At 39.3% G+C, this 23404-nt stretch carries 22 protein-coding genes; 11 read left to right on the top strand and 11 right to left on the bottom strand.

All coding sequences use genetic code 11. The features are described 5' to 3' along the window. Positions 1–130, bottom strand: a 130-nt coding sequence (locus AC1M9B_RS13065) for a CoA-transferase (RefSeq protein WP_481609255.1), incomplete at its 3' end; no start/stop codon positions are given. 272 nt (positions 131–402) lie between these two features. Here AC1M9B_RS13065 and pcaU point away from each other — a divergent pair. Beyond that, positions 403–1227, top strand: coding sequence for an IclR family transcriptional regulator PcaU (gene pcaU / locus AC1M9B_RS13060; RefSeq protein ID WP_180028016.1), 825 nt, complete (start codon positions 403–405; stop codon positions 1225–1227). Positions 1228–1304: 77 nt separating this feature from the next. On the opposite strand, the gene pobA is transcribed toward pcaU, so the two are convergent. After that, positions 1305–2495 carry a 4-hydroxybenzoate 3-monooxygenase gene (pobA, locus tag AC1M9B_RS13055; RefSeq protein WP_481590765.1) on the bottom strand — a complete coding sequence of 397 codons (1191 nt, stop codon included), beginning with the start codon at positions 2493–2495 and terminating at the stop codon, positions 1305–1307. A 155-nt stretch (positions 2496–2650) separates the two neighbouring features. Here pobA and AC1M9B_RS13050 point away from each other — a divergent pair, with 155 nt between their 5' ends. The 6 genes from AC1M9B_RS13050 (at position 2651) to AC1M9B_RS13025 (ending at position 8385) form a co-directional block, all read left to right on the top strand. Beyond that, positions 2651–3460, top strand: coding sequence for an IclR family transcriptional regulator domain-containing protein (locus tag AC1M9B_RS13050; RefSeq protein ID WP_180000496.1), 810 nt, complete (start codon positions 2651–2653; stop codon positions 3458–3460). 365 nt (positions 3461–3825) lie between these two features. Beyond that, positions 3826–5172 (top strand): MFS transporter, encoded by a 1347-nt coding sequence (locus AC1M9B_RS13045; protein WP_481594067.1) that lies wholly within the window; start codon positions 3826–3828, stop codon positions 5170–5172. Positions 5173–5236: 64 nt separating this feature from the next. After that, entirely contained in the window at positions 5237–6502 is a 1266-nt protein-coding gene (locus AC1M9B_RS13040; protein WP_481609252.1) for an OprD family outer membrane porin, read from the top strand. A gap of 140 nt (positions 6503–6642) precedes the next feature. Beyond that, on the top strand, positions 6643–7221 hold the full coding sequence (locus AC1M9B_RS13035; protein WP_171260728.1) for a nuclear transport factor 2 family protein: 579 nt from the start codon (positions 6643–6645) through the stop codon (positions 7219–7221). Next, complete coding sequence (locus AC1M9B_RS13030; RefSeq protein ID WP_481609251.1) at positions 7191–7691, top strand: chalcone isomerase family protein; 501 nt, start codon at positions 7191–7193, stop codon at positions 7689–7691. Before AC1M9B_RS13035 ends, AC1M9B_RS13030 begins: the two co-directional genes overlap by 31 nt. Before the next feature lie 10 nt (positions 7692–7701). Continuing rightward, on the top strand, positions 7702–8385 hold the full coding sequence (locus tag AC1M9B_RS13025; RefSeq protein ID WP_481591913.1) for a response regulator transcription factor: 684 nt from the start codon (positions 7702–7704) through the stop codon (positions 8383–8385). A 49-nt stretch (positions 8386–8434) separates the two neighbouring features. Here AC1M9B_RS13025 and AC1M9B_RS13020 read toward each other — a convergent pair whose 3' ends face one another. The 7 genes from AC1M9B_RS13020 to AC1M9B_RS12990 are packed head-to-tail and all read right to left on the bottom strand — an operon-like array spanning position 8435 to position 15933. After that, positions 8435–9778, bottom strand: a complete 1344-nt coding sequence (locus AC1M9B_RS13020) for a sensor histidine kinase (protein ID WP_481609254.1) — start codon at positions 9776–9778, stop codon at positions 8435–8437. 44 nt (positions 9779–9822) lie between these two features. Continuing rightward, positions 9823–10872, bottom strand: a complete 1050-nt coding sequence (locus AC1M9B_RS13015) for an SAM-dependent methyltransferase (RefSeq protein ID WP_481609250.1) — start codon at positions 10870–10872, stop codon at positions 9823–9825. A gap of 8 nt (positions 10873–10880) precedes the next feature. Beyond that, the gene (locus AC1M9B_RS13010) at positions 10881–11660 is read right to left on the bottom strand and encodes a DUF1295 domain-containing protein (RefSeq protein WP_481609249.1); all 780 of its coding nucleotides are present in this window, start codon (positions 11658–11660) and stop codon (positions 10881–10883) included. 20 nt (positions 11661–11680) lie between these two features. Further along, the gene (locus AC1M9B_RS13005; protein WP_481609248.1) at positions 11681–12877 is read right to left on the bottom strand and encodes a class I SAM-dependent methyltransferase; all 1197 of its coding nucleotides are present in this window, start codon (positions 12875–12877) and stop codon (positions 11681–11683) included. Between the two features lies 1 nt (position 12878). After that, positions 12879–13667 (bottom strand): DUF1365 domain-containing protein, encoded by a 789-nt coding sequence (locus tag AC1M9B_RS13000; protein ID WP_481609247.1) that lies wholly within the window; start codon positions 13665–13667, stop codon positions 12879–12881. 8 nt (positions 13668–13675) lie between these two features. Beyond that, the gene (locus tag AC1M9B_RS12995) at positions 13676–14962 is read right to left on the bottom strand and encodes an NAD(P)/FAD-dependent oxidoreductase (RefSeq protein WP_481609246.1); all 1287 of its coding nucleotides are present in this window, start codon (positions 14960–14962) and stop codon (positions 13676–13678) included. Continuing rightward, positions 14959–15933 (bottom strand): acyl-CoA desaturase, encoded by a 975-nt coding sequence (locus AC1M9B_RS12990; RefSeq protein WP_481609245.1) that lies wholly within the window; start codon positions 15931–15933, stop codon positions 14959–14961. Before AC1M9B_RS12990 ends, AC1M9B_RS12995 begins: the two co-directional genes overlap by 4 nt. A gap of 423 nt (positions 15934–16356) precedes the next feature. Here AC1M9B_RS12990 and AC1M9B_RS12985 point away from each other — a divergent pair, with 423 nt between their 5' ends. The 4 genes from AC1M9B_RS12985 (at position 16357) to AC1M9B_RS12970 (ending at position 20208) form a co-directional block, all read left to right on the top strand. Continuing rightward, entirely contained in the window at positions 16357–16989 is a 633-nt protein-coding gene (locus AC1M9B_RS12985) for a paraquat-inducible protein A (protein WP_228143131.1), read from the top strand. Between the two features lie 35 nt (positions 16990–17024). After that, on the top strand, positions 17025–17759 hold the full coding sequence (locus AC1M9B_RS12980) for a paraquat-inducible protein A (RefSeq protein WP_180000502.1): 735 nt from the start codon (positions 17025–17027) through the stop codon (positions 17757–17759). Positions 17760–17852: 93 nt separating this feature from the next. Beyond that, entirely contained in the window at positions 17853–19502 is a 1650-nt protein-coding gene (locus AC1M9B_RS12975; protein ID WP_481609244.1) for a PqiB family protein, read from the top strand. Next, positions 19489–20208, top strand: a complete 720-nt coding sequence (locus tag AC1M9B_RS12970) for a PqiC family protein (RefSeq protein ID WP_481609243.1) — start codon at positions 19489–19491, stop codon at positions 20206–20208. The genes AC1M9B_RS12975 and AC1M9B_RS12970 overlap by 14 nt, the downstream gene beginning before the upstream one ends. Before the next feature lie 609 nt (positions 20209–20817). Here the strand turns inward: AC1M9B_RS12970 and AC1M9B_RS12965 are convergent. Then, complete coding sequence (locus AC1M9B_RS12965; protein ID WP_481609242.1) at positions 20818–21849, bottom strand: AbrB family transcriptional regulator; 1032 nt, start codon at positions 21847–21849, stop codon at positions 20818–20820. Positions 21850–21895: 46 nt separating this feature from the next. After that, a complete protein-coding gene (locus AC1M9B_RS12960; RefSeq protein WP_481609241.1) occupies positions 21896–23398 on the bottom strand; it encodes a tripartite tricarboxylate transporter permease in 1503 nt (500 codons plus the stop codon). Positions 23399–23404 lie beyond the last annotated feature (6 nt).

Here is a 23404-nt window from a genome sequence, read left to right as displayed (position 1 = left end):
CGAGTTCAATTAAGCCATCGATGAGTTCAGCAGGCTGACCTGCAGTACCAAACCCACCAATCATAATGGTTGAACCGTCTTTAATTTGGGATAAAGCTTCAACTAAAGACTGTGACGATTTATCGATCATCCAACAACTCCCTCTGTACAACATATTTTAATATTTGGGGAATCCACGATTAGCGCAATTTCAATCTGGACGGAGATTGAAATATGCAACTAAATCGCTTGGATTCCGTCACTCCATTCTTGATAAATTAAAAAGCTTGAGCTACCTTGAAAAAAGGTTCTTGTACGATTTACAGATTTTTTGTTCGATGATCGAACAATATCTTGAGTATATTGCTCAAGATTCTAAATCAGCATCAATAATTCAATTTTTAAAATAGCAAGGAAAATGCTGTGTCTACAGAATCAGACTCAAGGAACAGACAACTTCAAAATCCAGATAATAAAAAGTGGATTCGTCACGAAGACTTTATTGCAGGTATCAGCAAAGGACTGGCTATCCTAGATTGTTTTGCAAATGACCGTCACCGTTTAAATGTGACCATGGCTGCAGAAAAAACAGGGTTGACTCGAGCCGCTGCAAGACGACATTTAATGACTTTAGAATATTTAGGTTATTTAGAGTTTGATGGTCATTACTATTATTTAACACCTAAAATTTTAAAATTTTCAGGTGCATATTTAAGTGGTGCACAGCTGCCTAAAATTGCTCAGCCATTGTTGAATTTACTTACCCAGCAAACCTCTCTCATTTATTCCGTGATGGTATTAGATGGCTACGAAGCTATTACGATTGCACGTAGTGCAGCGCATCAACAGACTGATCGTGTTAATCCTTATGGATTACATTTAGGTAACCGACTACCCGCTCATGCGACATCTGCAGGGAAAATTTTATTAAGTTATTTATCCAAGGAAGCACAACAAGAATGGTTGGAAAAATATCCACTCAAAGCACTCACCAAATATACGTATACCGATAATGAGAAATTTATAAAATTATTAGCAGAAGTTAGAGCTGATGAATATTGTTACTCAGCTGAAGAACATGAGTTAGGCGTACATGCTTTGGCTGTACCTATTCACAATCATCGTGCTGATGTTGTCGCAGCATTGAACATTGTGTCACCGACAGGTAAAACCAGTAAGGAATATTTAATTCAGTATATTCTGCCCTTATTACAGCAAACCTCGATTGAATTTAGACAATTTGTTTAATAAAAAAACACACCAAATTGTGGAGCAATTTGGTGTGTGCTAAAAATTAGCCAATGGATTAAGCTTGACTTCGAGGATTAACTCGCTTTTTGGAGTGGTAGTCCAACATAGTTTTCAGCAAGCGTAGTTTGCCCTGCTTCTGAACCAAGAATATAACTTAATTCAGCTTGTTTGATTTTATGCTCGAATTCGGTTTCTGTCTCAAAACGATGTAATAAATGAGTCATCCACCAAGAGAAACGCTCTGCTTTCCATACACGTTTTAAGCAATTTTCAGAATACTGCTCAATCCCCTGCTCAGAACCCGTTTGATAATATTCAATGAGAGCTTGAGAAAGATACGCAATATCAGATGCAGCGAGGTTTAAACCTTTAGCTCCTGTTGGCGGTACAATATGAGCAGCATCACCCGCCAAGAACATTTTACCAAAACGCATTGGCTCAGTGACAAAACTACGTAATGGCGCAATACTCTTCTCAATTGATGGACCAGTCACGAGCTTTTCACGGCTTTCAGGATCTAGACGATTTTTTAACTCTTCCCAAAATTGCTCATCTGACCAGTTTTCAACTTTATCCGTTAACGGTACTTGTAGATAATAGCGACTTCTCGTGTTAGAACGCATACTGCATAATGCAAATCCACGATCAGATTGCACATAAATTAGTTCCTCCGCAACAGGAGGTACATCTGCCAATACCCCTAACCAGCCAAATGGATAGACTTTCTCAAAAGTTTTAATTTTGTCTTCTGGCACACTGGCACGGCACACACCATGGTACCCATCACAACCTGCGATAAAATCACATTCAACTTTAACTTGCTGACCATTATGCTCAAAAGTAACACTTGGTTGACCGTAGAAATCATGTACTTGAACGTTAGCTGATTCATAGTATGAAGTGAGTTGAGCCGCTGTGCGAGCCTGCATTAAATCTTTGGTGACTTCAGTTTGGCCATATACCGTAACTTGTTTACCACCCGTCAACTGCGTTAAATCAACACGGTGCTTTTCACCATTGGTTAGAATTTCAATACCCTGATGAGGTAACCCTTTTTCACGGAGTTGCTGATCTACACCAGCTTCAGTCAATAAATCTACTGAAACTTGCTCTAAAATCCCAGCACGGATTCGACTGGCAACATATTCAGCACTGCGCTGTTCAATTAAAATATGATCAATACCCGCTTTATATAGCAGTTGACCGAGTAATAAACCTGCTGGACCTGAACCAATAATCGCGACTTTGGTTTTTAAAATTTCCATATTGCAAACACCCTCAATTTTTTTCCTTTTGTAAAACCTAATGAAATTCCAACTGAGGTACTAGACTTTAGCCCTAAATACGACCGAATTTAGTGACAAATGACCGATCATCGGACAAGATATCAGAATTAAAGGGTGTAAATCAGAGCAATATCATGCGCAATGAATTGATTTCAAATGCTAAAAATAAAGAAGTAATTCAATATGATGATTATATTGCAGGCCTTGCTAAAGGTTTGAATCTATTAGAGTGCTTTGGTGTTGAACGTCAAAAATTAAATGTCACCCAAATTGCTGAACGTACAGGATTGAGTCGCAGCGCAGCACGACGATATTTAAGAACTTTAAAATTTTTAGGTTATTTAGACACAGATGAACATTTTTATTGGCTCACCTACAAAGTTTTACGCTTTTCAAGTGCTTATCTAAGCTCTGCATATTTGCCAAAAGTCGCTCAACCTATGCTGAATTTACTCAGTATCAAAACTGCACTGAGCTATTCAGTCACGGTACTCGATGAACATGAAGTAGTACCTGTTGCGAAAAGTGTTCCTCAACAGAACGAATCATCTAAAATGAGTCCGTTGGGTATTCATCTAGGTAATCGCCTTCCAGCCTACGCCACCTCAACAGGTAAAATACTACTCTCAAGATTGAGCCATGATGAACTTAATCAATGGCTTGCACAATATCCACTCAAGAGATTAACGCCTTTTACCATCATAGATCATCAAAAGTTTATAAACACTATTGCAACTGTTCAAAAACAAGACTATTGCATTTCTACAGAAGAACATGAATTGGGAATTATTGCTTTAGCTGTCCCTATTCTCAACATGCAAGGTGATACTGTAGCCGCACTCAACTGTATCGGATCCAGCCACAGAATTACAGAAACATATTTAATCCAAAATATTTTGCCCCAGCTTAAACAAGTAGCTCATGATTTGCGCGCTATTTTATAAAATTCGGAAGATTCGAATGAACTTTTAAGATTTTTTTCCTTTCTTTAACTGAGGCGTTCATTTTTTTAATCCCTAGTACTTTAGTATATTTTTCAAGTACTTCTTCGCAAATATGGATCCATTTAATCTAAAATATATCTAAGTTAATATTTTTTTGCTTGAATTTGGATCCAATAATGCTAAATTCATGCACATTGCAGACGTGTTGATTATTTCATCAATACCAGAATATGGACGGGTTCTGACTGCGATGAACACCTTAAACATTACTAGGATGACTTCTGAAGTCTGCCTACGTTTATGACATGTAATCACATGCCACACGTAGTGCTTTTCAATGAGGTCTTATTCCATGGAGAAAGTAAATGGTTCAGAACCCGCGTGAGGAAATGAATAACAAGACCATGAATGGGTTTCAGTGGTTTGTTATCGGTATCTGTATTTTATTAAATGTTATTGATGGCTTTGACGTTCTTGTCATGGCCTTTACTGCTGCATCTGTTTCTGCCGAGTGGGGACTGACTGGCGCTGAACTTGGTGCACTATTGAGTGCTGGCCTATTTGGTATGGGTGCTGGCTCACTATTTCTTGCACCTTGGGCTGACAAAATCGGTCGCCGCCCACTCATCTTACTTTGCCTACTTATCTCTGGAGTAAGTATGGTTGCAGCATCATTTGCTCAGACTGCAATGCAACTTGGCATGATGCGTTTTGTGACTGGTTTAGGCATCGGCGGTATTCTCGCAAGTAGTAATGTTATTGCAAGTGAGTACGCATCTCTGCGTTGGAGAAGTCTCGCAGTCAGCTTACAATGTACAGGTTACGCGATTGGTGCAACCGTTGGTGGGATTATTGCTATTGCACTTATCAGCAATTTCGGATGGCGTGCAGTCTTCTTAACAGGTGGTCTAGCGACTTTATTCATGTTGGTAGTGTCTTATTTCACCTTACCAGAATCACTTGATTACCTTTTGGTTAAACAGCCAAAAAATGCTCTAGAACGTATTAATGTTTTAGCAAAGAAAATCAATATTACCCCATTACAGCAACTTCCTACGGTCACTATGACCAGCGAACAAGCAAAGAGTGGTTTGGCACGTTTGTTCAGTCCTAAATTGGCACTTCAAACGATTTGTATCTGGTTTAGCTTCTTCTTCGTTATGTTTGGTTTCTACTTCGTCATGAGTTGGACACCAAAAATCTTATCTGCAAATGGGATGACCACTGAACAAGGTGTAACAGCAGGTGTCCTGATTAGTGCTGGCGGTATGTTTGGTGCTGCGCTGTTAGGTCTGATTAGTTCACGTATCCGTATTTACTATGTTCAAGCGGCTTTCCTTGCCTTAACTGCAATCTTGATCTGGTTATTTGTGAACAGTACTGGTTCACTCATGATCGCTTTCATTCTTGCTTTATTCCTTGGTATGATGTCAAACGGATGTGTCGCAGGTCTATATGCGATGTCTCCTGCAATCTATGATGCTGATGTTCGTGCGACTGGTGTAGGTTATGCGATTGGTTTTGGTCGTGTAGGCGGTATTTTGTCTCCACTAGTTGCAGGTGCTTTTCTCGACAGTGGTATCTCATCACTTGTACTTTACGGTTATTATGCGTTGGCATTCGTTGCAGCCATTATCATGGTATTAAGCATTTCAAAACTCAAAAATAAAGAAACTGCACAATTGCATTTCCAACAACCAACATCTGCATAATCATTTTTTAAATACTTTAGAGCTAGACAAGACGTCTAGCTCCACTTTTCATATAGGGACAATAATGAGATTTTCTGCAATCTTTTTAGGGGTAATTGCGTCTGGATTTCTATCAACAACGCAAGCAAATTCATTTATAGATGATGCATCAGTCAATCTAACAGCTCGCAATTTTTATTTTGATCGCGCATATACACAAGATGCATCAGGTAAAGATCAGAAAGACTGGGCTCAAGGTTTTATCTTTAAAGCTAATTCAGGCTATACACCAGGTACCGTAGGACTAGGTTTAGACATTATGGCACTGGCAGGTTTTAATCTTTTAGGCAGTGATGCCGACGATTATGCAGCTTCGGGATTACTGCCAACCAGTCCATCAGGTAAAGCTGATCAGTATGGAGAAATTCGCTGGACGGCAAAAGCGAAAGTGGGCAAATCGACTTTACATGGGGGTACACTCGCACCAATGTTCCCTGTTTTGTTCTCTTCACCAGCTCGTTTATTCCAGCAAAATTATCGAGGTACACATCTTCAAATCAATGAAGTGGATAATTTGAAAATTCATGCCCTGTATGTGGATCGTGTGAATCAACGTGATTCAACAGATTATGAAAAAATTAAAGTTGGCAATCCTAATAATCGATTTAAGACTGCTGCCGAATCATCTGGCTTACACATGCTTGGTGCTGAATATAAATTTAACGATCAAATTAGTGCGCAACTCTTTCATGCCAACCTTCATGATGTTTATCACCAAAATTTCATTGGTGCAAAAAGCAAACATGATATAGGTATTGGGCATTTCTTAGGGGATGTACGCCTGTTTGTGAGTGAAGACTCAGGTCAAGCTCGTGCAGGACATATTGAAAATCAACATTTGAGCGGTATTTTTGGGCTTAACCGTAACAATCATACTTTCAGTTTGGGCTATATGCAGTCTTTTGGTGATACAGCTCTTCCGACCTTAGCGGGTTCAGAGCCAGCAGTGTTCTTAGATAGTATGAGTGCTGATTTCACCAACATTAATGAAAAAGTCTATCACGCACGCTATGACTATGACTTTAAAGACACTTCATTGAAAGGTCTAAAGTTTATGACTCGTTATAGTAAAGGCGATGATATTGAAATTCGTAACACCGACAATCAGACGTTTGAACAAGATGCTCTTGATTTCGAGCTCAGCTATCGTGTTCCAACGGGTAAACTCGAAGGTTTAAATATTCGTACACGTTATAGTCGCTACCGTAACGACATCCCACCAGTAGGTATGGCATTTAAGTCGGATGACGAAATGCGTGTCAACATTGATTACACTTGGAAATTTAAATAAAACAAAGTTAAAGGGAGTTCAATGGAACTCCCTTTAACACAAATATCTTTCATCGAACACAGCTCATATTTTAATTTCACATCCATTTCACAAGATTGCCAGTAGATTAAAAAATAAGAATAAATTAGTGGATTGAGATCATGAAACACGTCAAAAAAATTGTGGCTGCGACATTGAGCCTTCCTCTACTCTTTTTATCAGGCTGTGCAAGTATTCCAAGTTACTCTGATGATTATGCTCAAGCAAGATCGACAGTTCAAGGCATCACCATGACGCCTGCCAAAGCTCAAGATATAGGGGTTCGTTTTACCAGTGCATTCAATACCTTAGGTACACCTGAATTCACTAACCGAGCAAGCAATCTGTATGCTGACAGTTTATATATCAATGACACACTTTCACAATTTAGTAAGCGTGAAAATCTAGTCGAACATTTCAAAGGTATGAACAACCGTGTCAGTAATGTTTCAGTCAAATTGCTCAACACATCACATTTTGACGACTCAGCCTATGTGCATTGGCGTATGGCATATGATTTTAAAATCTTCGGCACGACTCGAAGCATGGAATCACATGGAATTAGTGAAATAAAACTCAATGAGCAAGACAAAATTGTGTTCCAGCAAGACTTTTGGGACCCAGCTGATGGCTTATTTCGCTCACTACCATATGCTGGAGGGTTATACGCATGGTTATTACCTTTCAAAAAATCGCAATAATCACCCTCTCTGCTTTGAGTCTATTCTTCTTACCACTCGCGCATGCACAAAGTGTGCGTGAGTGTGGTCAAGGAGACCTCAAAGTTGGACAAAAAAATGTCGGTAAAGCAACTTATTTCGCTCAAAATTGTCAAAGCACTTGGAAGAATCAAGATATTCGCATGGACTTTGCTTATACTCAAAATATTCCAGAATGGGCTTTTAAAAGGGCTGCAACGCACTTTCTTAAACGAAATGTCAAACAAGCCAATACGTTGGATCAGCTTGACCAGATCACACAATTGTACCAACCCGTTCGGTCTGGTGATATTTATAGTCTAAGCTATACCCATACGACCCAGACTTTAACCTTAAGTTTAAATCAAAAAATTTTGGGTAAAATTCAATACATGAATGCCAATGATTATTTTAATATTTGGCTGGGTTCGTCTCCATTTAGTGATACTTTGAAAAAGCAATTATTGGACTAATCGTGTCGCCATGACTAAACATTTTATTTTAATGGTCGAAGATCATTACGAACTTGCTTCAACATTATGTGAATTTTTAGAAGAGCATAATTTTGTGGTTGATCATGCGCGTAATTTGGATGTGGCACGTCAACTGCTCAAGCAACATCCTTATCATATTCTACTGTTAGATATTAATTTACCTGACGGTACAGGGTATGACCTGTGTGAATGGCTTCGCAACAAACAGGGACTCGACCTCCCAGTACTGATGCTGACTGCTCGTGATACTTTGGATGATAAATTAAAAGGTTTCCGAGCTGGTACAGATGATTATTTAGTCAAACCATTTGATTTTAATGAATTGGTTTATCGTGTTCGTGCACTGATCAAACGCTCATTAGGAGAAGTATCTAACAGCCAAATCAAAATTCACGATCTCACACTAGACCCTGCTTTACAGCAAATCACACGTGCAGGTCAAATGATCGAACTGCCACCTATTCAATTCAAACTTTTAAAATTACTTATGCGAAACTCACCTAAAGTGCTCACTAAACAGGAGATCATGCTTGAGTTATGGGGGGATGAAGAACCAGAAAGCGATGCACTCAGAAGCCATATCTATAATTTAAGAAAAATGGTCGATAAGCCGTTTGAACAAAAATTAATACACACCGTTTCAGGGGTAGGTCTAAAGATCGCAGTTGAATAAAACTAGTTACTACTGAATTCACACTTCAGATCAAATTCCCCCAAATACGCTATTTTGGAGGCTGATCATTTAAGTAAACGACCACAATCAGTCCTGAACTGAGTGACAAGTCAACTTTTGGATGAGTCATCAAATAGTATTCACGATCAAATAACTCTACTCTCCAGCCAAGTTGTTTACATAATTTTTGAACCAGTTGTAGCCCGATACCATGACCTTTGATATCGAGTTGCAGCTGCTGATTCGTTAGTTCTTGCACCTTAGAGTTATTCGGTAAATCAATCCCGATACCATTATCTGCGACCAACACTTTATTTTTTTCGAGAATGACATTAATGCTTGTACCTTGAGAGTAATTCAATGCATTTCTTAAAATATTGCTAAACACCATTTTTGTCATCGATGGATATAAATGACGTTTGACCTCATTAACTTCGATGTTTAAATCGATACTCATTCCTTTTGCCAAACTGACACTATTCAAGTCACTTACAACATCTTGAAGCAATTCAGATAAACGGGTTTTTTCACTTTGTAAATTGCTTGTGGTATTTCGAGCAATCGCCAAAAGTGTATCGACCAATAACTGCATATCTTCGATTGTGTTTTGCAATCGAGTAAAGGATTTGTTATCACCATAACGGGCCTGACAAAGTTGTACATTTCCCTTCAATATTGTGAGCGGTGTTCGAAGTTCATGACTAACATCGCCAGTAAAGTCTCTTTCACGCTGAATGAATTCGCTTAGAACTTGATGATATTTTTCAAGTGCTTGCTTAAGATATTCAGCCTCCAAATTAGAATCTGTTTTAATTTCTTTAAATGGTGATGCTCGATTATTCTGATGTTCCCAATCGATATGTTCGAGTGCATTGGCTAAGCGTGTGATGGGCGAAAAATAGCGGCGTGCACGGCGATTCCACCACCACAGCACACTGTATAGCAAAAATAAGCTGACCATGAGTGGCGCTAAACCAAACAGCCAAATAAGCTTATTAACATTACTTTCACCAAACACTAAAAAAACGTGTTCACCATTGCGTGTCCCATAAACCGTCATCCTGTCTTTACCATCAATATAGTGTCGATGTACACCCGATTGGAGTTTTAAATTACGAAATTCAGAGGGGGCTAACTCGTCATCGGACCAACGATATCCATATAAATTTTTAGTGTCGGGTAAAGCAGCTTCTGGATTACGCTCCATACGCTGCCAGTAATGCTCCATCTCCTGTTCAAGCGCTGTGGTCAGCAATGTTCCTTTAATGACCCAAGCACTGCAACCAATCCCAATCACAATAGATAAGGCAATAAGACCAATTTGTAGCCAATAATAGCGGTTAAACACCTCACCCAAAGGATGATCGCGTTTATCCCTAAATAGCCTCATCATGGACATGTACCCTCTTCACCTTATCGCTAAGCTTAGTTTGAACTTCAAACAGCTCGCTTCTTAAACAAATAATGGCCGACCACCCATTCACGACCTTTGTCATAACCAAATAGTTCTGCACAAGCCATGAAAAAGATTCTCCAACGTTGCCACCAGATTTCCGCATCTTGACCATAAGTTTGCTTAAATAGTGGTTTAAGTAAGTCCTTTTTTTGGTCCATATTATTTAACCATGCATTGGCTGTATGTTCATACTGTTGTCCAGACCATTGCCATTGGTTTTCTAACTGTAAATGATCCTGAAAGTGCAGGAAAGTCGAAACAGCAGGCATTACCCCCCCTGTAAAAAAATATTTAGACATCCAGTCATAATCATTTTTAACTTCAAATGGATAGTGAATAAATCGATGGCAGAAAATATGACACCACAATAAACCATCTGCTTTGAGCCATTGGCTAATATTGGCAAATAATCGCTGATAGTTTCGAACATGCTCAAACATTTCAACGGATACAACACGATCAAAAGAGTTTTGCTCCAACTCGAGTTGATTTACATCACAGGTGATAACTGTCAAATTGTTAAATTGCTTTTCTTTGGCTTGTTGTTGAATGTGAAGACGTTGAGTATTGGAGTTTGAGACTACCGTAATGTTGGCATTTGGATAATGCTCTGCCATATACAAACTGAGTGATCCCCAACCACAGCCTATCTCTAAGATGTCCTGACCATCTTGTAATTGCGCACGTTCACAGTAGACCTGCAGGGCATTTTCCTCAGCTTGATCTAAACTGGTTTTAGCATCATGGAATAAACTGGCACTGTATTTTAAACGCTTGCCCAACACGGCCTGAAAGAATGCAGTAGGCAACTCATAATGTTGTTCATTTGCCTTGTCTGTATCAATCGCGATTTCACTTTTTTTCAAGTTTTTTAATACATCCATATAACGCTGTGAAGCGAATACAGGGTCAAAACGACCTTCTTGCTCAAGACGTTTTTTGCAAAGTGCTTGGATACCAAGACGAATAACTTGATCTGGAACTTTGCCACTTTCAATGAGTTTTAACGATTGTTGAACGATTGAATCCATGTAATTACCTACTTTTTCGGTGGCCAAGGAAGAAACATTGATGTTTTTTGTTGGTACATCTTGTAGTTTGCACCACGATTTTTGAGTGCTTGCTGTTCACTAAATGGAATACCCGTGATGTAGTACAAAAAGAGCCACATCAACACTGGATAGATCCACAACCAAGGCGTTCCCGCCGCTATACCTAAGATTGGATAAGCAAACCAATGTATCCATTCAAAAAAGTAATTCGGATGGCGTGAATATTTCCATAACCCTTGATCCATCGTTTTGCCACGATTATTCGGGTTCAATTTAAATTGATACAACTGATGATCTGCGAGTGCCTCACCAATAAATGCAACCAGCATGATTAATCCTGAAATCAGCAGCAGCAGTTCTGTCGAGTTACTCCACTGCATCGCAGGTATACTGAGCAATTTGATCATTGGATATGAGAATAAGGAGATCAACCCAGCCTGAAATAAAAAGAACAGAAGAAAACCTAAATGTTGAAAGTCTCCCATCGCACGGCGCATATTGGCATAACGCGTGTCCTCAGCATCTTCTCGGATATATCTTCTGTATAAATGCCATGCTAAACGAAGAAACCAAAGATCACTCGCGATCGCTAGAAAAATGCGAACAGATGTAGGGGCTTCATTCATTACATTTGCTGCGATGAGGACATTTAAAGCTATTCCAAAGCTCCAAATGACATCGACTAAACCTGCACGATGATTAAATGTCACCCAAATCCATGCACAAAGCATCAGGAAAACATTCATCACAAATAAATTGAGCAACATCGAGATGTCCTCTCACTGATTTAGTATGGACTTGCTTCAAACAATAAGTGCACATCACTAATGACGCCTTCGAGAAAACCTCCTTCGCAATAACATAAATAAAAATCCCACATGCGAATAAAGTTTTCATCAAAGCCCAGTGCTAAAACTTGCTCACGCTGTTCTAGAAAACGTTCACGCCAGCAGTGAATCGTTTGTGCATAACTTAAACCAATATCTTCAAGATGCTTTAGACGTAATTTTTGTTCTGATGCAACATTGGTCATCACGCTGATACAAGGAATAAAACTACCTGGGAAAATGTATCTTTTGATGTAATCGACCGTACTCAATGCCTTTTCATATCGTGCATCTTCAATGGTGATAGCTTGAATAAGCGCCAAACCATTAGGTTTTAACAGCTGTCGACACTTTTCAAAATATGTCGAAAGATATTGCGCGCCAACGGCTTCAATCATTTCAATTGAAACCAATTTATCGAATTTACCTTCAAGTAAACGATAATCTTTTAATTTAATCTCAACACGATGAGACAGACCCGCAGCGTCAATTCTAGCTTTAGCTTCGTCATATTGAGCTTGAGAAATGGTAATAGTGGTCACTTTACAACCATAGTTTTGCGCAGCATAGATCGCAAAACCACCCCATCCACTGCCAATTTCAACCAAATGATCCATGGGTTGAAGTTTCAATTTTTGGCATATGATTTCTTTTTTATAATCGGATGCTTGTTCCAAAGTCATAGATTGATCTTTGAATACCGCGCTGGAGTACATCATGCTCGGATCAAGAAATAACTTAAAAAAGTCATTACTTAAATCATAATGCTCAGCAATATTTTTGCGACTACCTTCCAATGAGTTTTTACGCGATGCATACCAAGTTTTGAGCAAGAGTTGACTCACCTTTGCTAAGGCACTTTGGTTCATACGATCTAAAATATCGCGATTTCTCGCAAGAATTCGCACAATCTTCACTAAATCTGGTGTCGTCCAATATCCTTGAATGAAACCTTCAGCTGCACCAAGAACCCCCTGACGAAAAAGTAGATCCATCAACTTTGCATCATGGACCTCAATCACTGCGTCTAGATCACTTACCTCACCGACTGAACCCTCCCAAATCCCTTTAAAATGAATTTGGCCGTGTTTTAATTTCAGTAAATGACGTAACACCAGCGGTAGTGAAGATTGCTCTCCCATTAACAATGATTTCATATCACAGCTTGTCCTTCGTTTTATTGGGATGCCGATAAAATGGAACTCTATTTATCCAAAGCTTAAAGGCATGATAATAAATACCTGCAACCATCTTGATCGGCTCAAATAGTTTAAAAACAGCATAGCGATGAAGTTGTGAAGGAAATGTGATGGGGGTTAACTCAAAACGCATTGATGCATCGAATTGTAATTTTTCCTCTTTAAACAATTGCATAAGCACATAATTTTGTTTTTCAGCCAAACTAAACGTCCATTGATACTTCAGATCCATTGGCATGAAGGGTGACACGTGAAAAGCTTTGTCAAACTGGAAGTGGAAGCTGGTATATTCGGAATGCTGCTCCCCCCCGGCGCGACAATCGTGAACGTATACCTGTCTTTCTAACCAGGGTGTATTTGTGATTTCACTGAGAATGAACTGTAATTTTTGCTGGGCATTAAATAGAAAATAAAAAACCACAGAATTAAATCTGAAGCCAAGCGTGCGCGGCAAAGCCAACACCCGAATTTCAGCGATCTGTATCCGTTCTTCTAAGGTATGTTCTTCCAATACATGCAGAACCTTCTCTCGAATCGTGCCTTCATAGTTTGCCAAGAAGTCATCAGGATTGAGGCTCAGCAAGCTCCATTTTTTCGTTGACCAAAGTATCGAAGTTTGCGCGAAGTGTTTGAGCTGTTCTGGATCAAACCACAAATACGTCAGCTGACTCTGAAAAGCATAAGGCTTAGGCAAGTAACGGCGATGACGAATGTCAGCAACTGCAATTGCAAGTGGATACAGCTGCATAAGTACTCCTAAGCGGCTTGATTCGATGAATTTAATAAGGCTTCAACCACCCATGACGCACTTCTTGCACCATCTTCATGAAAGCCCCATCCCCAATAAGCACCACAAAAATAGGTCCGATTTAAACCGTTTATTTCAGACCATCTTGACTGAGCTGCAATAGCTTCCGCATTAAATACAGGATGACGATAGTGACGCTGAACCCAGACTTTGTTTGGATCTAAATCAAAATTAGGATTTAATGTCGCAAAAATCTGAGTTTCACATTTCAGATTTTGTAGCTGATTCATCCAATAACTAAATCCATAATGGACACTATTTTGCTGAAATGGAGTGACTTGACCCGCTCTATTCGGTGTGACATGCACATGCCAACTTGCCCACTGACGTCTTGATTTTGGCATAATGCTGGTATCTGAATGCAACACCATATGATTGTCTTGATACTGAAACTTTTCTAATATTTCTGATTCTTTAACCGTTGGTTCAGCGAGCAACTTCAATGTGTCATCTGCATGACTTGCAAATACCACCCAATCAAACCGTTCAATCCCCTGTCCCGTTTCAATACTCACGTCATTTGCTGAGCGCTTAACTGACTTCACTTCTATTTTTTTAAACTGAATATGCTTTGATTGAGTTTGAATTGCACGGATATATTTAGAAGACCCGCCTTTTACGGTTAACCATTGTGGTCGATCTTTGAGTTGCAACATACGATGATGTTGAAAAAAACTGACTACAAATTTATATGGAATTTGACCTGCTTGCTCTACTGGGCATGACCATAATGCACCACACATCGGATAGAGATGCTCTTGCCTAAACGCTTCCGAGTATCCATGCTCGTTGAAATATTGCTCAATAGTGTAATGCGGGTCGGTCTCTTCAACATCTAGATCTTTATTTGCTGCATAAAATCTGAATAGATCTGACAACATCGCTCTAAAGCGGGTCTTTAAAAAATTCTGTGGTTTGAACAATAATGAGAATTTCTTGGAAGGGTTATATTGCAGTCCTGTGACCTGATTATTAACTGAAAACCCCATATCGCTGCTTTGAGCTTGTACACCAAGCTCCTTCAACATCTCACAAAATAAAGGATAGTTGTGTTCATTAAAAACAATGAATCCGCTATCCACTGCAACTTGCTCACCATCGATCTTTAATTGATGAGTATCAGTATGTCCCCCAAAATAATTATTCTTTTCAAATACGGTCACCTCATGCAACTTACTCAACTTCCAAGCTGCATAAAGTCCTGAAATACCCGATCCAATAATTGCAATTTTCATCTTGATTCCTTTGACTGAACTTGAGAATGTTGGAGTTTGGCCTTTTTCGAACGCGTAATTTTACTTGCTTCATAGACTCGAGCTGGTATGGGTTTCATTCCCCAAACCAAGCCGAACCATGACATAAATTTTAAGATGTAATAGGTCACATCGATCTGCCACCAATAGAACCCTTGGCGCGTACTTCCTGCATAAAAATGATGATTGTTGTGCCAGCCTTCACCAAGTGTAATCAGAGATAAAAATAAGTTGTTGCGACTATGGTCATTCGTCTCAAAATCTCGGCTTCCATAATGGTGAGCCAGTGAGTTAATGCACAATGTGGCATGAATAAGCAGAACAGTAGAAATTGCGCCTCCCCATACCAATAACTGTACACCACTGGTTCCCCAATGCGGCCACATCCAAGCAACCCATTCCCCAAGACCATAAATCCCGATAGCCGTTATTAAGACGATCATCAAACTAAAACGATCTAACCAAATCAGTTCCGGAAACTTCAGCCAATCTTTAATGACACTTTTACGCGTTGAAAAATTATATTCATTTAAAAACCAACCAACATGGCTATACCAAAATCCATGCGTTGATGAATGTGGGTCTTGAGGAGTATCTGTATAACGATGATGATATCGATGATGTGCTGCCCACCATAATGGTCCACGCTGCGCACTCATTGTGCCAATTAAAATAAAGATAAATTGCAGCCATCTCGAAGTTTGAAAAGTTTTGTGTGACAAATAACGATGAAAAAAAGCCGTGATTGCGAACATGCGAATAAAATAAAAAAACAACATAAATGCAAAAGCAAACCAAGAAAACCCGACCCAAAACACTGCCAGACAAGCAAGATGCAGTAGGATAAAAGGAATTATTCTGAGCCATTGAATCTGTTTACTCTCAGAGGTCAATGCTTCATGTGGTACGCTTACGGACCAACTATCCAGCCATTGCATGAGGCTTTTTAACATACAGTCATCCCAAAATAAGCAATCGATCTTTATGATTTAAATAAAGTGTAGTTCTTGATATATGAAGTTTATGTGAAGCACACGCTGTATCTTGAATTTCACGCTGAATCATTGAATTTAATATTAATTTAATTTCATCATATAAACTTAACTCACCCTCATTTTGACTACACAAATGCTGATCAATGAGCACTTCAACCCCTTTTATACCCTCGTTGAGTTACATGACTGCACACTGATAAACCAAACCGAGAAGGTATGTATCTCGATTCAACAAAATAATCATAGGCAAACCTATTGAATCTCGATATAAACTATAGGGAGAAATAAAAAACCAAGAATATTGATGAAAAAGTTGAGACAACGATGTCTGAAACGAATGTAGAAACTGTATCGGATTCTAAACGCGACCCTGATTTAAGAATGGTGCAAATCAATCAAAATTATGTTGCTTGTGAAGAGTGCGATACGCTCTTTCGTAAATCCGATTTATATAAGAATGAACGTGCCTATTGTTCGGCTTGCGGTTCCGAGCTCTATCGTAAAATTCCAACATTTAACACACTGTTGGCCTTAGTCTGTACTGCGTTAATTATCTTTGCGATTGCCAATAGTTTTTCAATTGTCAAAGTTGAACTCCAAGGCATTTATTCAGAAACCACATTATTGGGTGCGGCTTGGGCAATGTTCGAGGCTGATCGTGCTTTTGTAGGCTTTCTTATTCTGATGACCACTTTTGTTGTCCCTTTAGCCTACTTACTTCTGATGGGATATATTCTTTTGATGGCAATGTTTAATAAAAATGTTATTGCAACCCAACAGTATGCATCACTTAAACTCGCATTACGGTCACTCTTTCAACTGAGAGCTTGGGGAATGGTTGAAGTATTTCTGATTGGCGTTTTGGTCACCTTGGTGAAATTAGTGGGGATGGTGGTTGTGATTCCTGGAATTGCCTTATGGGCATTTGCCATTTTAAGTGTTTTGTTGGTCTATTTAGTATCAATCAAAATCAAGGATCTATGGAATGTAATTGATGGAAATCAAATCTCATGACCATTACTTCCACTCATACGAATCAACCCGATCAGATGAAGCATTCGCCACACCCTGTGCAGAAACCTGTCTCATTAGAAACGCTTGCACCGCGTGCAATTGATCTTGAGCTCACACTTTGTCATTGCTGTGGAACACTCAACCGCATGACGTCCTTGTCTGCCATGGAACAAGCACGAAAATCCCGCTGTACCCGTTGTGATAGCCCATTACATACCCGTAAAACCCGAAGTTTAGAACGAACTTTAGCTTATTTAATTGCAGCAAGTATCCTTTATATACCAGCCAATGTTTTACCGATGACGATTACAGAATCTATTCTTGGTCGTCAACAAGACACTATTATGAGTGGAGTCATCTATTTCTGGAAAAGTGGTGACTATTTCGTTTCGTCCGTTATTTTTATTGCCAGTATATTTATTCCACTACTGAAATTGGTCATCCTTGCTCTCCTGCTCAGTGCTGTACATTTACAAGCCTCAAAAAAAATTCACCTCTCACCGAAGCATTGCTCGATCATGTATAGAGTCGTGGAGTTTATTGGCCGTTGGTCAATGATTGATGTTTTCGTTGTCGCCATGCTCGCAGCACTTATCCAAATTCAATCATTGGCAACTATTTTAGCAGGCACAGGTGCAGTTGCTTTTGGTGCAGTTGTGGTTTTGACCATGTTAGCCTCACTGAGTTTTGATCCTAGAATCATTTGGGACAACTATTACGTTTCAATCCTGAGTCAGCATGAAAAAAAAAATGACGCTACAGAACATTGAGATTTACATAAAACCCTTTCACTTCTTGCTTGATATTCATATGATGAAGCGTACAAACAACAAACACATTACGATTTAATAAGATCAATAACTATGTCAGAAAACCAATCGAGTAATGGTCATCCTCATGATGAACAAGTTCTGAGTCAGGTCGGTATACCTGATAAGAAACGTAGCAAATGGAAACCTTCTCTCATTTGGATTATTCCAATTGTGGCATTACTCATTGCATTTTCATTAGCTCTCAAGGCGTATTTGAATACTGGTCCTGTTATTGAGGTTTCTTTTAGGACTGCAGAAGGCATTGAAGCTGGCAAAACTACAGTTCGTTATCGTCAAGTCAATGTGGGTCTAGTACGCGAAATTGACCTTTCGGAAGATCGGTCTCATATCATTGCTAAAATTGAACTTCGGAAAGATGCCAGTAATTTTGCTACGGAAGATTCACGTTTTTGGGTAGTGAGACCACGTATTGGTGCAAGTGGGGTTTCAGGTATCGATACTTTACTTTCTGGCGCATATATTGAAGTAGATGGCGGTAAATCAGATGTCAAAACCACTTCATTTAAAGGGCTAGAAACTCCACCCGTCGTGACTTCCGATGTTCCTGGAAAAATCTTTTTCTTAAAGGCACAAGATTTAGGTTCGCTCGATTTCGGTTCACCTATTTATTATCGAAGAATCAACGTTGGACAAGTAACCTCATACCAACTGGCTGATGATGGAAAAAGCGTTGAACTTCAAACTTTCATTAAGTCACCTTATGACAAATTTGTCACCACAGATGCGCGTTTCTGGCAAGCCAGTGGTGTAGATGTCAATTTGAATGCTTCGGGCTTTAGTTTAAACACACAATCTTTGGCAAGCATCATTTCGGGAGGGATCGCATTCGGTTATCCTGAAAATTCTGATGCAGCTCCTGCTCCGAATAAAATGAAATTTGAATTATTTGACTCTGAAAAGCTTGCGCTTAAAGAGCCTGATCTTAATCCAAGACGGATCGTAATGTATTTCAATGAGTCATTGCGAGGTTTATCAGTAGGAGCTCCAATTGATTTCATGGGTGTCGAAGTCGGTACTGTAAAAAAAATCAACACTGAGTTCTACAATAATCACTCGCAAATTCGAATGCGTGTTGATGCTGAAGTTTATCCTTCACGTATTGCTGGAGGTCATGAGTTGGACCCGCAAGGTACAGTATTCAAGCAATTTGTTGAGCGTGGTTGGCGAGCTCAAATGCGGACTGGCAATTTACTTACAGGTCAAAACTACATTAGCTTTGATCTTTTCCCTAAAGCTAAATATGCCACTGCAATCCGTCGAAATGATGGTGTAGTTGAAGTTCCAACAACTCCTACAGAATTAAAAGGCCTTCAAGCACAAGTGTCCCAAATCGCCGATAATGTATCTAAATTTCCATTGGTTGAAATTGGTCAGGACGTTCGTCATACCTTGGCAAACTTAGATAAAACTATACAATCTTCAAAAAGTTTGGTCGATCAACTGGATGGCAAAGTTGCGCCTAATTTACAAGCCACTTTGGATGATGTTCGTAAAACAGTTCAGTCTTCTGAAACCATCTTGGCAAGTGATGCACCATTACAACAAGATCTACGTCGTGCTTTACAACAAATTACCCGTGCCGCAGCTTCATTGCAGTTAATGGCAGATCAAATAGAACAAAATCCTGAGTCATTGATTCGTGGAAAAACAGCGGAGCCGAAGAAAGATGACAGAGAATAAATTATTGAAATCTCAGCAACGCTGCTACCTAAAAGTCCTTTCAAGCTTGAGTGTTGGTTTGTTTGCACTCATCGTCAGTGGGTGCTCTTCATCCCCTACGCCTAAGTTCTATTCATTGAGCACTCAAACGCTAACATCATCTTCGTCAAATCAAAAAGTGAGGATGATTGAGGTGCTTCCTGTTGGATTATCCGATCGTTTAAACCGAATTCCATTGGTAATTCAACAAGAAAATGGGCAGGCTAAAGTATTGTTCGATGATCGTTGGACATCTACTTTATCGGCTGAATTGAGAGATGCTGTTTCTGCGCGTTTACAGCAAACATTAGGTGCAGTGGATCGTTATAATAGTGGTATGACTGGTGGACAAGCAGCTTATCGAATTGCCTTAGATTTTTCTAACTTCGATTTCATCGAAAAATCAAATCAGCAACGCTTTATGCTCATGAATGCGACTTGGACTTTACGATATGATGATCCCAATCGCCCCTTATTCACACCCAAAAACGCTCAAACATTACCTCAACGTCATCAACTCAGTTGTCGGATGAGTTTTTATGAAGAAACTCCACAAAAATCTAAAGACTTAAATACTTTAGTCACTGTTTCGCAAAAAGCCATTGATCAACTTTCAATCAGTATTGCAAGTTCAGTCAAGCACTTAGAAAATAGGAATCAACCTCTTACTGGTTCGGTATGTGGTTAAGCATATATCGATCACAAACTGATTTTTTATTTTAAAAAAATCATGTCTTTTTAGATCTAAAAGATTAAGCAAGATCTATGACTTATTGAGATGGATCCTTTAAATAGTGAATGACTTATATATTTGGTTCAACTAAGTGTTCCCAAAAATGGGCATCATGATTTTGAAGATATCTCCCCACCTTAGGATTGAATCGTATCACCTCCTAATAAATGATGGGAGAATGTTTTGTTAAGTACTGAATCACGTATGATTTCTTTTTCATTGCGGATCTCAAAATTTCAGCACTCGTCTGATCCATATACTAAATCGCTAAGCCTTCATCTTTAAAGCTTCCAAACAAATGAGGGTAGTGCGCTGATGTAAATATTTGAGTAGGTCGCCACAATTTGAAACTGTCATTAAACACATGGCTTCATTTTGATATTGTGCTTATTTTAAAGCTGGAGGTTTATTTTTGATAGTATAAAGACATATTTCCCCATCTTGGTTTTGAATGAGTTTTAAAAATCATCCATCTCTTTTGACTCTATACAAACTGTCTGCATAAGAAATTAGATCATAAACACTGCTATTCATGCGTGCTCTAATTTAGAATCCAAACAATATTTAAAAAAACATTTTGTGAGTAATTTGATAAAAATATTTTGTGGTAAGAATCACAAAAATTAAGCGCGACAACTGAAATGCCACAATAATTGGCACCGATAGACCTAATACTTTTGCCATTAAGGACATTTCAGCAATCCCCCCCGGAGACAGTCCAAGTAATAGAACTTTTTCATCCACTGAAGCCCATTGAATGAGTCCAAAAACAAATATAATTGAGAGCATCAATGCCAATAAATTAAAAAGAATCGTGAGCAATAAAAAACGTTTACTGTCTTTTAGAAAGCCAAATGGAAATTTACTGCCCAATGACCAACCGATACAGAGTTGTCCAAATGCAATCAACCAACTAGGCAAACTATGCTGAAGCATACCGATGTAAGACAGCAAACCAATAATTATAATCGGACCTAAAATCCAAGCATTCAGCACATTGAGATGCTCAAATAATTTTGCGATGCCTAAAGCTAATAAAAAAATCAAAATGGTGGAGCTAACATCAAAATGCTGCACGGTCATCACTGTTGTATGCCAATCAACTTCCAAATAAAGGCTCATAAAAATGGGTAATAACACAACTAGAATCACAATTCTTAGGCTATGTATGGCTGCAACTTTATCGACCTGTGCCTGATATTTTTCAGCTATATTAACCATTTCACTAGCACTACCAATCGCTGATGCAAACCACGCCGTTGACCAATCTAGGCGATTAAAAAAATATTGAAGAGTCGCTAAAATCAAATTCAGCACGATGGACCATAAAATACCCATCAAGATAAAGATCCAATAAATCGATAATGCTTTCACAAGCGCCGGTGTGAAATACAGCCCCAAAACCATACCAATAATCACTTGCCCTGTCTGACGCCAGCGGACGTGACATGGATTAGATATCCCAAAACTGCCAATGATAAGCGTGATCAGAAGTGGACCTAATAACCAAGGTAGTGGTAGACCAACAAGAATACCAAGCCATGCACCAATGAAGGCAATTGCCAATCCTTTGGCATTCGATTTGATGTTTTCCATATTCCTCACCAATGATGGTCAACATCATGTTGACCATCAGCTTGGGTTAGATTGATTTTTGTTTTTTTACAAATAGGTATTTGCGTACAATCGGTAGGATCAGTAACAGTGCGGACATCACCCAAAGACCAATACTGATTGGACTACTCCATAAAATGCTAAGTTCACCTTGAGAGATGGACAACGCACGGCGTAAATTCGATTCCATCAACTCACCTAATACGAAACCTAAAATGAGCGGTGCAAGTGGGAAGTCAAATTTACGTAAGATATAGCCAAACACACCCAAACCAAGGCATAGCAACAGATCAAAGATATTGCTATGAATCGCATAAACCCCAATAAAACTCACGGTTGCGATAATTGGAATCAAGATATAGCTAGGTACGCTCAACATTTTTGCGAAGAAACCAACCAATGGAAGGTTCAGTACAAGCAAAATAATGTTCCCTATCATTAATGAAGCAATCAGTGCCCATACCAAAGTTGGTTGCTCAGTAAACAGTTGTGGCCCAGGTGCAATGTTATACATTAATAATGCACCCATCATGACCGCTGTAGTCCCTGAACCTGGCACGCCAAGGGTTAACATGGGAACAAATGAACCACAGGCCGCAGCATTGTTGGCACTTTCAGGTGCAGCAAGTCCACGCAAATCACCTTTACCAAACTGACTGTTGTCCTTCGCCATTTTACGTTCAGTGGTATAGGCCATGGCACTAGCTACAGTCGCACCTGCACCGGGTAAAATCCCTGAGAAGAAACCAATTAATGAGCCACGAATGATGGTTGCCAATGAACTAAAGAATTCTTTGACATTAAATAAAGAGCGTTTACCTTGTTGTAATACGACTTTACCAATGGTAGTACGTTCAAGTAACAGTAAGATCTCGCTGATACTAAATAGACCAATCACGAGTGTAGTAAAGGCGATCCCATCACTTAAACCGACACTATCAAAAGTAAAACGGTAAACACCGGTAATTGCATCCATTCCAACAGTCGAAAGAGCCAGCCCCATTAATGCCATAAGAAAGGTTTTAACAGGTTGGGTACTCACCAATCCCGTTAAACAAACGATCGCAAAAACCATCAATACAAAGTATTCAGCAGGACCAAATGCAATTGCCCACTTTGCTAAAAGCGGTGCAAATAACACAATCCCAATAAATGCAATCGTACTGCCAATAAAGGAACTGACTGAAGATAATGACAGCGCAATCCCTGCTTTACCTTGTTGTGCAAGAGGATAACCATCCAAGGTGGTCATCACAGCGCCCGCATCGCCAGGCACATTTAGAAGAATTGCGGAGATACGGCCACCATATTCGCAGCCCAAATATACAGCAGCCAATAAAATCAGTGCGCTATCGACGGGTAAACCTAAGGCATAAGCAAATGGTAAAAGAATCGCAACACCATTGATTGGACCTAAACCGGGCAATAAACCGACGACAGTTCCAATAAAAGCCCCAATAAAGGCAATTAATAAGTTTTTCGGTTGTAAGGCAACCTCAAAACCCATCATTAAAAAATTTAATATTTCCATATGGTT

This window comes from Acinetobacter sp. ANC_7513, assembly GCF_056779915.1.
Note: the sequence above shows the minus strand (reverse complement) of the source record. Positions and strands in the feature narration are given on the sequence as shown.